This window comes from Corallococcus interemptor (assembly GCF_003668875.1).
GTDB classification, from domain to species: Bacteria; Myxococcota; Myxococcia; order Myxococcales; family Myxococcaceae; genus Corallococcus; species Corallococcus interemptor.
In genome coordinates this window covers 26,893-40,900 of sequence record NZ_RAWM01000050.1, presented here as the reverse complement: position 1 = coordinate 40,900, position 14,008 = coordinate 26,893, and the positions used below count along the sequence as shown (strand labels likewise).

The 14,008-nt window shown below is 71.4% G+C and carries 1 protein-coding gene; it reads left to right on the top strand.

Annotated elements, in window-relative coordinates; all coding sequences use genetic code 11:
- Positions 1 to 73: 73 nt before the first annotated feature.
- Positions 74 to 14,008, top strand: a complete 13,935-nt coding sequence (locus D7X96_RS19505) for a non-ribosomal peptide synthetase (protein ID WP_158626602.1) — start codon at positions 74 to 76, stop codon at positions 14,006 to 14,008.

Here is a 14,008-nt window from a genome sequence, read left to right as displayed (position 1 = left end):
CACCCAGTACCCCTCGCTGACCGGTTATTCTCGAAACATGAGTACATTTGAAACGGAAGGTAACGGCGCCGGAATGACGCCGGAGCAGAAGCGCGCGCGTCTGGCGGAGCTGCTGCGCACGAAGGTCCGCCCCACGCAGGCGCCCGTGTCCTTCAGCCAGGAACGGATGTGGTTCCAGGACCGGCTGAGCCCGGGCAGCGCCGCGTTCAACATCCCGGTCCGCGTGCGGTTCTCCGGCGCGCTCGACGTGGCCGTGCTGCACGCGAGCCTCCAGACCCTGGTGCGGCGTCACGCGCCGCTGCGCACCACCTTCATCGAGCAGGACGGACGGCCGCTGCAGCACATCGCGCCGGCGCTGGAGCTGGCGCTGCCCGTGGTGGACCTCCAGTCGCTGCCCGCCGCGCAGCGTGAGGCGGAGGCCCTGCGGCTGATCACCGGCGAGGCCCGCCAGCCGTTCGACCTGGAGAAGGGCCCGCTGCTGCGCACCGTGCTGTACCGGCTGGATGCGCTGGAGCACGTGCTGCTGCTCAAGCTGCACCACATCATCACGGACGGCTGGTCCATGGGCGTGCTGGTGCGGGAGCTGAGCGCGCTGTATCCGGCGCTCGCGGAGGGCAAGCCGTCACCGCTGGCCGCGCTGCCCATGCAGTACGCGGACTATGCCGCGTGGCAGCGCGAGTACCTGCGCGGCGAGGTGCTGGAGCAGCACCTGGGCTTCTGGCGTCAGCGGTTGGATCCGGACGCGGTGCTGGAGCTGCCCACGGACCGGCCGCGCCCCGCGGTGCTCTCCGGGCGCGGGGCTCGCATCAACGCGGTGCTGCCCCCCGCGCTCGTGGAGTCCATCAAGGCGCTCGCGCTGGCGGAGGGCAACACGCTCTTTGGCGTGCTGCTCGCGGGCTTCCAGGTGCTGCTGTCGCGCTACAGCGGCCAAGAGGACGTGGTGGTGGGCACCTCCGTGGCGGGCCGTGGCCGCGCGGAGCTGGAAGGGCTCATCGGCCTGTTCACCAACTACCTGGCGTTCCGCACGGACCTGTCCGGACAGCCGTCCTTCCGGGAGCTGTTGGGCCGCGTGCGCGAGACGACGCTGGAGTCCTACGCGCACCAGGACGTGCCCTTCGAGAAGCTGGTGGACGCGCTGAAGCCGGAGCGCCAACTGAGCGTCAATCCCCTCTTCCAGGTCGCGCTGACGCTGCAGAACGCGCCCCTGCCGCCGCTGCGGTTGCCGGGGCTCGTGCTGGACGCGCAGCCGGTGGACAACCGCACCAGCAAGACGGACCTGTCGCTCATCGCCATGGAGGTGCCGGAGGGCATGCGCCTCACTGCGGAGTACAACACGGACCTCTTCGACCCGGGCTCCATCCACCGGCTGCTCGCGCACCTGCGCACGCTGCTGGAGGGCGCGGTCTCACAGCCGGGCCGGCGAGTGTCCGAGCTGCCGTTGATGGATCCTGCCGAGGTGGTTCGGATCCAGCGGGAGTGGGCCGGGAGCGCGGCGCCTTTCCCGGAGGAGTGCTGCCTGCACTCGCTCTTCGAGGCGCAGGCGCGGCGGACACCCGAGGCCGTGGCGGTCCGGTTCCAGGGGCAGACGCTCACGTACGCACAGCTGGATGCGCGCGCCAACCAGCTCGCGCATGCGCTGCGCCGGCGGGGTGTGGGGCCGGAGGCTCGGGTGGCCTTGAGCGTGGAGCGCTCGCTGGACGTCGCAGTGGGGTTGCTGGGCATCCTCAAGGCGGGCGGCGCGTGGGTGCCCGTGGATCCGCTGCTGCCTCGGGAGCGGTTGGCGTTCATGTTGGAGGACAGCGGCGCGTCCGTGCTGGTGACGCAGGCTCCGCTGCTGGAGCGCTTTCCGGAGGGGCATCGCGCGCGTGCGCTGTGCCTGGATGTGGAGCGGGACGCGCTCGCGGGTGAGTGCGTGGCGGCTCCTGTCTCCGGCGTGGGGGCGCGGAACCTGGCGTATGTGCTCTACACGTCCGGCAGCACGGGCCTGCCCAAGGGGACCGCCATCGAGCACCGGGGCGTGTGCAACCTGGTCGTGCACGAGGCCACGGCGTACGGCATCGGGCCGGGCAGCCGCGTGCTCCAGTTCGCCAGCCTTTCGTTCGACCTGTCGGTGGAGGAGATCTTCACCACGCTGTGCAGCGGGGCCACGCTGGTGCTGGCGCCGCTGGAGGACCTGATGCCCGGTGAGCCGTTGCGCAAGCTGCTGCGCGACGAGGCGCTGACGGTCATCAGCCTCACGCCCGCGACGCTCGCGGCCACGGCTCCGGAGGACCTGCCCGCGCTGCGGACCGTCATCTCGGGCGGTGAGGCGCTGCCCCCGGAGGTGGTGGCGCGGTGGGCGCCGGGCCGCACGTTCCTCAACACGTATGGCCCCACGGAAGCGACGGTCATGGCCACGCTCACGGAGTGCTCGGCGGATGGGCGTGTGCCTTCGATTGGCCGGCCGCTGGCCAACGTGCGCGCGTACGTGCTGGATGCCCGGGGTGGGCTCGTGCCCGTGGGCGTGAAGGGTGAGCTGCACCTGGGTGGCGTGGGCGTGGCGCGTGGCTACGCGGGCCGGCCCTCGCTGACGGCCGAGCGCTTCGTGCCGGATGCATTCTCTGGCGAGGCGGGGGCCCGGCTGTACCGCACGGGCGACGTGGTGCGCTGGCGCGAGGACGGCACGCTGGAGTTCGTGGGCCGTGCGGACGCGCAGGTGAAGGTGCGTGGCTTCCGCATCGAACCAGGTGAGGTGGAGGCCGCGCTGGCGAAGCTGCCTCCGGTGCGCGACGCGGTGGTGGTGGCGCGGGAGGATGGGCCCGGTGGCAAGCGGCTGGTGGGCTACGTCGTGCTTCGCGACGGCGTCGAGGCCAATGGCTCTGGACTGAGGGCCGCCCTCAAGGAGGCCCTGCCCGAGTACATGGTGCCGTCAGCGGTGGTGGTGCTGGCCGCGCTCCCGCTCACGACCAACGGCAAGGTGGACCGCAAGGCGTTGCCTGCTCCAGACCTGGCGGGGGGTGATCCTCGGGAGTACGTCGCGCCGCGCACGGACACCGAGCAGCGCCTGGCGGGGCTGTGGCAGGAGTTGCTGGGTGTGAGCCGTGTCGGGGCGACGGATCATTTCTTCGACTTGGGCGGACACTCGCTGCTGGCCACGCAGGCGCTCAGCCGGATCCGTCAGACGTTCTCCGTGGAGCTTCCGCTCCGGCGCCTGTTCGAAACGCCCACGCTGGACGCCGTGGCCCGGCTCATCGACGAAGCGCTCGCGGGGAAGGGACAGCCGGCTCCGGCACCACGGAAAGCGCACGAGGTTCGCGTGCGGCCTGTGCCTACCGTTCCGCTAGAGGACGTGGCGCGTGAATGGGCGGCCCGTGCCGCGCGGACACGCGAAACCACGACGGCCTCCACAGCAGCACCGCACCTGTGGGCACAGGAGTCGAACGCGACGGCGGCCGAGGCTCGGGATGCCGTCGCCACTGCTCAGCCGCGTGCCCCCCTGACGGCGGAGCTGCGCCAGCGGGTGCTGGTGGAGTGGAACGCGACGGCGGTTGAGTACCCGCGTGAATCCACGCTGCCGGACGTGTTCGCGCAGGTGGTGGCCCGATTCCCCGAGAAGGTCGCCGTTGAGTTTGGTGACTCGCGGCTCACCTACCGGCAGCTGGATGAGCGCGCCAACCGGCTTGCGTGGCAGCTGCGCTCGCTGGGCGTGGACACGGATTCGCGCGTCGCCGTGGCCCTGGAGCGCTCGCTGGAGCTGGTCGTCTCGCTCGTCGCCATCCTCAAGGCGGGCGCGGCCTACGTGCCGCTGGATCCGGCCTATCCTCGCGCGCGTCTGGCCGCGATGGTGGAGGACGCTCGGCCTCACGTCCTGCTCACCTCCCGCGCGCTTCTGCCGAACCTGCCTCAGGAGGAGATGCTGCCGGTCGTGCTGGAAGAGGTGTCCTTCGACGCACTGCCTACGCGTGCGCCACCGCGCGCTGCCCTGCCCCAGAGCCTCGCGTATATCGACTTCACCTCCGGCTCCACCGGCAGGCCCAAGGGCGTCGGCACGCCTCACGCCGCAGTGCTCCGCACGCTCTTCGGCGTTGACTACGCTCGCTTCGGGCCCAACGAGACGCTGTTGATGATGGCCCCGCTGGCCTTCGACGCCTCCACCTTCGAAGTCTGGGGCGCACTGCTCCACGGCGCGAAGCTGGCCGTCTTCCCCGCGCATCCTCCGACGGATCCGCACGAACTGGAGCGGGTGCTGGTTCGCCATGGCGTGACGACGCTGTGGCTCACCGTGGGCCTCTTCACACAGGTGGTGGATGCACATCTGCCCGCGCTGCGCTCGCTGCGCCAGGTGCTTACCGGCGGTGACGTCATCTCCGCGTCCCACGTGCGCCGGGTGCTGGAGCAACTGGGCGTCCCGGTCACCGCGATGTACGGCCCCACGGAGACCACGGTCTTCGCCACCAGCCACCGCTTCACGCAGGCCTCGCAGGTGGGTGCTTCCATCCCGCTGGGCCGCCCCCTGGGCAACACGCAGGTGTACGTGCTGGATGCCTCCGGCCAGCCCGTTCCTCCGGGCATCCAGGGTGAGGTCTACATCGGCGGTCAGGGCCTTGCTCGCGGCTACGTGGGCCAGCCCTCGCTCACCGCGGAGCGCTTCGTCCCGGATCCGTTCTCCTCCACTCCCGGTGCTCGCCTCTACGGCACCGGCGACCTTGGCCGCTGGCGTGACGACGGTGTGCTGGAGTTCCTGGGCCGCGCCGATGCGCAGGTGAAGGTGCGTGGCTTCCGCATCGAGCTGCCCGAAATCGAGGCCTCGCTGCGCTCCCATCCCGAGGTGCGCGAGGCCATCGTCGTCGTCCGCGAGGACGTGACCGGCGACAAGCGACTGGTCGCGTACGTCGTCGCTCCCAAGTCCCTGGACGTCGCCGGACTGCGCGCGTTCCTCAAGCAGCGGCTGCCGGACTACATGCTGCCCGCCGCCTTGGGCCGCCTGGACGCCCTGCCCCTCACCTCCAATGGCAAGGTGGACCGCAAGGCCCTCCCCGCGCCCTCCACCTTCCAGACCGGTCCCCGGACGCGTCCGCCTCGCACCGACACCGAGCGGCGGATCGCCACGCTCTGGGAAGAGGTCCTGCAAACGGGTTCGGTCGGTGCCGAGGACAACTTCTTCGACCTGGGCGGCAACTCGCTCAGCGCCACGCAGATCCTCTCGCGCATCCGGCGCGCGTTCCAGGCGGAGCTGTCCATCGCGGCCTTCTTCGCCGCCCCCACCGTGGAAGCCATCGCCCACCGCCTGGAGTCCCAGGGCCCGGTGCAGGCGGTCGCGACTCCCGTGCTCATGCCGGTGCCGCGCGACGGGGGCCTGCCCCTGTCCTTCGCCCAGCAGCGGCTGTGGTTCTTCGCGAAGCTGGAGCCCTCCAGCACCGCGTACAACCTCCCCTTCGGCATGCGGCTCGAAGGCGCCCTCGACGTGCCCGCGCTCACACGCGGCCTGCGCGACCTGGTCCAGCGCCACGAATCCCTGCGCACCACCTTCCGTGAAGAGGCGTCCGGCCCCGTTCAGGTCATCGTGGCCCAGCCTTCGCTGCCCGCGGGCTGGATGGACCTGAGCGCCCTGCCCGATGCCGAACGCGCGCTCGATGCCATCCTCGACGACGAGGCACGGCAGGTTTTCAACCTGGAGACCGGTCCGCTCTGGCGCGTGCTCCTCGTGCGCATGAGCGAGCAGCACCACCTGCTGCTGCTGACCATGCACCACGTCATCTCCGACGCCTGGTCCATGGGCGTGCTCCTCCAGGAGCTGACCACGCTGTACGCCGCGCACGCGGAAGGCCGCGCTCCGGCGCTGAAGCCGCTGCCCGTGCAGTACGCGGATTACTCCGTCTGGCAGCGCGGCTGGCTGCGCGACGGGGCACTGGAGGCGCAGCTCGGCTGGTGGCGTCAGCAACTCGACGGCGCACCCAAGGCCCTGGAGCTGCCCACGGACCGGCCCCGCCCCGCGGCGCAGACCTTCCGTGGCGCGGTGGTGCCCTTCCAGTTCCCTCGCGAGCTGTCGGACGCGATGCACGCGGTCTGCCGCGCCGAAGGCGTCACGCCCTCCATGGTCGTGCTGGCCGCGCTCCAGGTGCTGCTGTCGCGCTACAGCGGGCAGGAGGACATCGTCGTCGGCTCGCCCATCGCGGGCCGCCACCACGCGGAGCTGGAGGGGCTCATCGGCTTCTTCGTCAACACGCTGGTGCTGCGCACGAAGCTGGACGGCGACCCGAGCTTCCGCGAACTGCTCGCTCGCGTACGCGACGTGGCGCTGGGCGCGTACGCGCACCAGGACGTGCCCTTCGACAAGCTGGTGGAGGCGGTGCGTCCGGAGCGTGACCCGCGCCGCGCGCCGCTCTTCCAGGTGATGCTCGCGTACCAGAACGCGCCCATGCCGGAGACGCTGAGCACCGGCCTGCGGCTCCAGCCGCTGGAGCCCCGGGGCGGCACCGCGAAGTTCGACCTCACCCTGGCCCTGAACGACACCGCCGGCGGGCTGAAGGGCCTGCTCGAATACAACACCGACCTCTTCGACGCCTCGACCGCCAGCCGCATGGTGGGCCACCTGCGCGCGCTGCTGGCCGGAGCGATGAACGCACCGGAGCGCCGGCTCTCTGCATTGCCCATGCTCACGCTCGAGGAGCGCGCGCTGCTGGTGCACACCTGGAGCGAGCCCGGCGCCGCCACGGCCGAGGACGCGTCCCTGCACGGGCTCCTGGAGGCACAGGCCCGGCTCCACCCCGACACCGCCGCCTTCGAACACGAGGGCCACACGCTGACCTGGGCGGAAGCACACCGGCGGGCACGCGAGGTCCTTCGCACCCTGCGGGGACGGGGCGTGGTCGCGCTGCCGCCTCCGCCGCCCCTCGTTCCGGTCTCCCGCACGGGCCCGCTGCCCCTGTCCTTCGCGCAGCAGCGGCTGTGGCTCGTGGATCAGCTCGAACCGGGCAGCGCCGCCTACAACCTCTTCATGGCCCTGCGCGTGGAAGGCGCGCTGGACGTGCGCGCGCTGGAGCAGGCCTTCGCCTCGCTCATCGCCCGGCATGAAGCCCTGCGCACGGTCTTCGTCGCGCAGGAGGGCCAGCCCGTCCAGGTCATCCTCCCCACGGTGCCCTTCACACTGGAGACGGTGGACGTGGGCGCCGTCTCCGAGGAAGCCGTCACGCAGCGGCTGCGGGAGGAGGCCCTGCGCCCGTTCGACCTGGAGCGCGGGCCCCTGCTGCGCACCGCGCTGCTGCGCCTGGACGCCAGCACGCACGTGCTGTGGCTGAACATGCACCACATCGTCTCCGACGGGTGGTCCATGGGCGTGCTCGTGCGGGAGCTGACCGCGCTCTATGGCGCCCATGTCATGGGCCGGCCAGCGTCGCTGCCGCCGCTCCCCGTGCAGTACGTGGACTTCGCGTCGTGGCAGCGCGCGTGGCTAAAGGACGAGGTGATGGAGCACCACCTGGTCTACTGGCGCCGTCAGCTCGCCGGGGCACCGCCGCTCCTGGAGCTGCCCACGGACAGGCCGCGTCCCCGCGTCCTGTCCCCCGTGGGCGCGCAGGTGCCCGTGCAGTTGCCGGAGTCGCTGTCGCAGGCCCTCCAGGCGCTGTGCCAGCGCGAGGGCGCCACGCTCTTCATGGGCCTGATGGCGGTCTGGCAGGCGCTGCTCTCGCGCTACGCGGGCCAGGAGGACATCACCGTCGGTTCACCCATCGCCGGGCGCACGCACGGGGACACGGAAGGGCTCATCGGCTTCTTCGTGAACACGCTGGTGCTGCGCGCGCGCGTCGATCCGAAGGCCTCCTTCCGTGAGCTGCTGGGCCAGGTGCGCGCCACCACGCTCGCGGCCTATGAGCACCAGGACGCGCCCTTCGAGAAGCTGGTGGAGGAGCTGCATCCCCAGCGCAGCCTGAGCCACTCGCCCCTCTTCCAGGTCGTGCTCGCGCTGCGGGACGCGCCGCCGCAGCCCCAGTCGGTGCCAGCGGGCCGTGACGGCTCCACGCTCCGGCTGGTGCCGATGGAGCAGGCGGAGCAGACGACCCCGTTCGACCTCACGCTGTCGCTGGTCCGGACGCCCCAGGGGCTGCGAGGCGCCATGAGCTACCGCGCGGACCTGTTCAATCCGTCCACCGCGCTCCGGATGATGGACCACCTGCGCACGCTGCTGGAGGCCGCGGTCGCGAACCCCGGCCAGCCCGTGAGCCGGCTGGCGCTGCTCTCGCGCGACGAGCGCCAGCGCCTCCTCGTGGACTGGAATGACACCGCCGTCACCAGCCCCACGGACGTGCCCGTCCACGTGCACTTCGCGGAGCAGGCCCGGCGCACGCCGGACGCGGTGGCCCTGGTGCAGGGGGCGGAATCACTGACGTATGCGCGGCTGGACTCCCGCGCGAACCAGCTGGCCCATCACCTGCGCGCGCTGGGCATCGTCCCGGGCGCGCGCGTCGGGCTCGCGCTCGAGCGTTCGTTCGAGATGGTCACGGCCCTCCTCGCCATCCTCAAGGTGGGCGCCGCCTACGTCCCCGTGGACCGCAACGCCCCGGTGGAGCGCATCACGGCGCTGCTCGACGATGCCGACGTCAGCGTGACGCTCACGCACCAGCCCTTCGCGCACCTGCTGCCCGCCACCGGTGCCCGCGTCTGGCTGGATGCGCAGTGGGACGCCATCGCGGCGATGCCCACGCACGCGCCGGAGGCTCGCGTGGACGGCGAGGCGCTGGCCTACGTCATGTTCACCTCCGGCAGCACCGGCCGGCCCAAGGGCGTCTGCGTGCCCCACCGGGGCATCACGCGCCTGGTGCTGGGCAGCGACTTCATGCGCTTCGGACCGGAGGAGGTCTGGCTCCAGTTCGCCCCCATCGCCTTCGACGCTTCGACGCTCGAAATCTGGGGCGCGCTGCTGCACGGCGCGAAGGTCGTCCTCGCGCCGCCGCAGGCCCTGTCGCTGGAGGAGCTGGCCGACCAGATGCGCCGCTACCATGTGACGGCGCTGTTCATGACGACCGCGCTCTTCGAGCAGATGGTCCTGCACCAGGGTGATGTGCTCGCGGGCGTGAGACAGGTCCTCGCGGGCGGAGAGGTGATGCCCTGGCCTCGCATGCGCGACCACCTCGCGCGCATCCCCGAAGGCGCGACCGTCATCCATGCCTATGGCCCGACGGAGAACACGACCTTCTCCACCACGCTGCCGCTGAATCGGAACTCTCGCGTGGAGGGCCCGGTGTCCATTGGCCGGTCCATCCCGAACGCCACCACCTACGTGCTCGATGCGCACCTCCAGCCGGTGCCGGTGGGCGTCGCGGGTGAGGTGTTCGTCGGCGGCAAGGGCCTGGCCTGGGGCTACCTGAACCGCCCTGAGCTGACGGCGGAGCGCTTCGTCCCGCATCCCTTCGCGTCCACGCCGGGAGAGCGCCTCTACCGCACGGGCGACAAGGCTCGCTGGTTGGAGGACGGCACGCTCGACTTCCTGGGCCGCTTCGATTTCCAGGTGAAGGTGCGCGGCTTCCGCATCGAGCTGGGTGAAATCGAGGCCGCGCTGCGCCAGCTGGAGACGGTGAAGGAAGCCGTCGTGGTGGCGAAGGGAGAGGGCACGGAGAAGCAGCTGGTCGCGTACGTGGCGCCAAAGGCCGGCGCGGTGCTGGAGCCGGACGCGTTGAAGGCCCAGCTGCGTCAGCGGCTGACGGAGGCCATGGTGCCCGCCGTGTGGGTGGTGCTGGACGCGCTGCCGCTCAACGTCAACGGCAAGGTGGACCGCAAGGCGCTGCCGGAGCCGGAGGCGCGGGCCTCCAGCGCCACGTACGAAGCGCCTCGCACGGAGCTGGAGGCGAAGCTCGCTGCCATCTGGGCACAGGTGCTGCGGGTGCCTCGCGTGGGCGTGAAGGACGACTTCTTCGCGCTGGGGGGCCACTCGCTGCTCGCGACGCAGGTGGTGTCGCGGGTGCGCGCGGAGACGGGCGCGGAGCTGCCGCTGCGCACGCTGTTCGAAGCCTCCACCGTGGAGGCCTTGGCCTCGCGCATCGAGGCCAGCGCTCGGGGGCCTCAGGGCTCGGGGCGTCCGCCGCTGGTGCCCGTGCCGCGCGGAGGACCGCTGCCGCTGTCGTTCGCGCAGCAGCGGCTGTGGTTCCTCGACCGGCTGGAACCGGGGAGCGTCCACTACAACGTCCCCGCGGCCTTGCGGCTCGACGGTCCGCTGGACACCGGGGCGCTGGCGCGAGGGCTCCAGGAACTCGTCCACCGCCATGAGGCGCTGCGCACGTCGTTCCACGCACGCGAGGACGGCGAGCCCTTCCAGCAGCCGCACCCGCACGCGGAGCTGCCCCTGGCGCAGGTGGACCTGAGCCACCTGCCGGAGGTGGAGCAGGAGGCGGAGGCAAAGCGGCGGGCCCTGGCGGAAGCGCTCATCCCGTTCGACCTCACCCGCGCGCCGCTGATGCGGGCCACCCTGCTGCGCCTGTCCGAGCGCCGGCACGTGCTGCTCGTCACGCTGCACCACATCGTCTCGGATGGCTGGACCAACCGCATCCTCGTCGCGGAGCTGACCGCGCTTCATGCGGCGTTCTCGCGCGGCGAGCCTTCGCCCCTGCCTCCGCTGACGCTCCAGTACGCGGACTACGCGACGTGGCAGCGGCGCTGGCTCCAGGGCGAGGTGTTGGAGCAGCAGCTGGGGTGGTGGAGGCAGCAGCTCGACGGCGTGCCGCATGCGCTGGAGCTGCCCACGGACAAGCCGCGTCCGGCCGTGCAGACCTACCGTGGCGCGCAGGTCCCCGTGAGCCTGCCCCAGACGGTCGCGAGGGGAATCAAGGCACTCTGCCAGCAGGAGGTCGCCACGCCGTTCATGGCCCTGCTCGCCCTCTGGCAGGTCCTGCTGGCCGTCTACTCCGGCCAGGAGGACTTCGTCATCGGCTCGCCCATCGCGGGCCGTGAGCAGGGAGAGCTGGAGGGACTGGTCGGCTTCTTCGTCAACACGCTGGCGATGCGGGCGCGGGTGGACCGCCGGGGTTCGTTCCGCCAGCTGCTGCGCCGGGTGAAGGAAGGGGCGCTGGGGGCCTATGCCCACCAGGACCTGCCCTTCGAACGGCTGGTGGAGGCGCTGAGGCCCGCGCGGGATCCGAGCCGCGCGCCGCTGTTACAGGTGCTCTTCAGCACGCGGGACAGCGCTCCGCCCGCGCCTGGGAGTGAGGCGCTGACGCTGCGTCCTCTGGAGTTGGAGGAGGCCGCGGCCAAGGTCGACCTGGAGCTGAGCCTCGTGGAGTCACCCGAGGGCATCTCGGGAGCGCTGCTCTACAACACCGCCCTGTTCGAGCCGCGCACGGCCGCGCGCATGGCGGAGCACCTGCGCACGCTGGCGGAAGCCCTCGTGGCCGAGCCCGAGGCGCCGCTCGACTCCGTGTCGCTGCTGACGCAGACAGAGCGCCAGCGCGTGCTGGTGGAGTGGAACGCGACGGCGGTCGAGTACCCGCGTGAATCCACGCTGCCGGGCGTGTTCGCGCAGGTGGTGGCCCGCTTCCCGGAGAAGGTCGCCGTGGAGTTTGGTGACTCGCGGCTCACCTACCGGCAGCTGGATGAGCATTCCAACCGGCTCGCGTGGCAGCTGCGCTCGCTGGGCGTGGACACGGATTCGCGCGTCGCCGTGGCCCTGGAGCGCTCGCTGGAGCTGGTCGTCTCGCTCGTCGCCATCCTCAAGGCGGGCGCGGCCTACGTGCCCCTGGACCCCGCCTATCCTCGCGCGCGGCTGGCCGCGATGGTGGAGGACGCCCGGCCTCGCGTCCTCGTCACGTCACGTGCGCTGCTGCCGAAGCTGCCTCAGGAGGGACTGCTTCCCGTCGTGCTGGAGGAGGTGTCCCTCGACGCACAGCCCACGCATGCGCCACCGCGCGCAGCGTTGCCCCAGAGCCTCGCGTACATCGACTTCACCTCCGGCTCCACCGGCAGGCCCAAGGGTGTCGGCACGCCTCACGCCGCCGTGCTCCGCACCCTCTTCGGCGTCGACTACACCCGCTTCGGGCCCGACGAGACGCTGCTGATGATGGCGCCGCTGGCCTTCGACGCCTCCACCTTCGAGGTCTGGGGCGCGCTGCTCCACGGCGCGAAGCTGGCGGTCTTCCCCGCGCACCCGCCGACGGATCCGCATGAACTGGAGCAGGTGCTGGTGCGCCACGGCGTGACGACGCTGTGGATCACCATTGGCTTCTTCACCCAGCTGGTGGACACGCACCTGCCCGCGCTGCGCGCCGTGCGCCGGGTGCTCACCGGAGGTGACGTCATCTCCGCGGCTCACGTCCGCCGGGTGCTGGAGCAGGTGGGCATCCCCGTCTCCGCGTTCTACGGCCCCACGGAGAGCACGGTCTTCGCCACCAGCCACCACTTCACGCAGGCCTCGCAGGTGGGTGCTTCCATTCCGCTGGGCCGTCCGCACGCCAACATGCAGGTGTACGTGCTGGATGCCTCCGGCCAGCCCGTGCCTCCGGGCATCCAGGGTGAGCTGTTCATCGGGGGTGACGGGCTCGCGCGCGGTTACGTGGGCCAGCCCTCGCTCACCGCGGAGCGCTTCGTCCCGGATCCGTTCTCCTCCACTCCCGGTGCTCGCCTCTATCGCACGGGCGACCTCGGACGCTGGCGCGACGATGGAGTGCTGGAGTTCCTGGGCCGCGCGGATGCCCAGGTGAAGGTGCGTGGCTTCCGCATCGAGCTGCCTGAAATCGAGGCCGCGCTCCTCGCCCATCCCACGGTGCGGGGCGCGGTCGTCGTGGTCCGCGAGGACGTGCCCGGTGACAAGCGGATCGTGGCCTACGTCGCGGCCGAACCCGTGGACGTGACCGAGCTGCGCGCGTTCCTCAAGCAGCGGCTGCCGGAGTACATGCTGCCCTCCGCCGTGATGCGACTGGATGCCCTGCCCCTCACCTCCAACGGCAAGGTGGACCGCAAGGCACTCCCCGCACCGGACTCCGCGGCCTCCGCGGCCGGAAGCCATGTCGCGCCCCGCACGCACCTGGAAGAACAGCTGGCCGGGTGCTTCGCGGAGGTGCTGCGCGTGCCTCGCGTCAGCATCACCGACAACTTCTTCGAGCTGGGCGGCCACTCCCTGCTGGCCTTGAAGTTGATTGCCGCCATCCGCGTGCACACCGGGCACCGGGTCCCCATGGCGGCCCTCTTCCAGCACGGCACCGTCGAGGCACTGGCGCAGCGGATCCAGCAGGAGGCTCCTCCACGCCCCACCAACCTGGTGCGGCTGGAAGCGGGCACCGAAGGCAAGCGCCCCCTCTTCCTCGTCCACGGCGGCGGTGGCGGCGTGCTGGGCTACGCCGAGCTTGTCCGCCAGCTGGGCCACGACCGGCCCATTCATGGGCTGGCGGCGTCGGGCCTGGAGGGCGGCGCACTTCCTCCCGCGTCCATTGAAGCGCTGGCGCGCGACTACCTTGCCCAGGTGCGCGCCGTGCAGCCCCAGGGCCCGTACCTGCTGGGGGGTTGGTCCTTCGGCGGACTCGTCGCGCTGGAGATGGCGCGGCAGCTCCAGGCCGTGGGTGAAGGGGTGGAGTTGCTGACGATGATCGACTCCGCCGTGCCCACGCCCCAGCCGCGCCCCGAAGCGGATCCGCTCGGGCTGCTGGCGCTGTTCGGGCGGACGCTCGGCCTGCGCTGGCAGGACCTGTCCCTGGACCTGGAGCAGCTGCGGAACATGGAGGGACGCGAGCGTCTTGCGTACGTCCTGGAGCAGGTCCGCGACTCGAACAACCTGGGCCTGGACCTGGAGGGCGCCGAGCGCCTCTTCAACCTCCACGCGCGGTTCTACGAGGCCCTGCGCACCTACGTGCCCACCGGCGGCTACTCGGGGCCCACACTGCTCTTCCGGGCCACCGTGGGAGCGCCTGCCTCCGAGGAGACGGACTGGAGCACCTGGCTCACGGGGCCCGTCACCTCGTACGACGTGCCGGCGGAGCACTACTCCATGCTGAGCGCGCCCCACGCCTCCACCGTGGCGGAGCCGCTGCTCCAGCACCTGCGGACACTTCCGTAG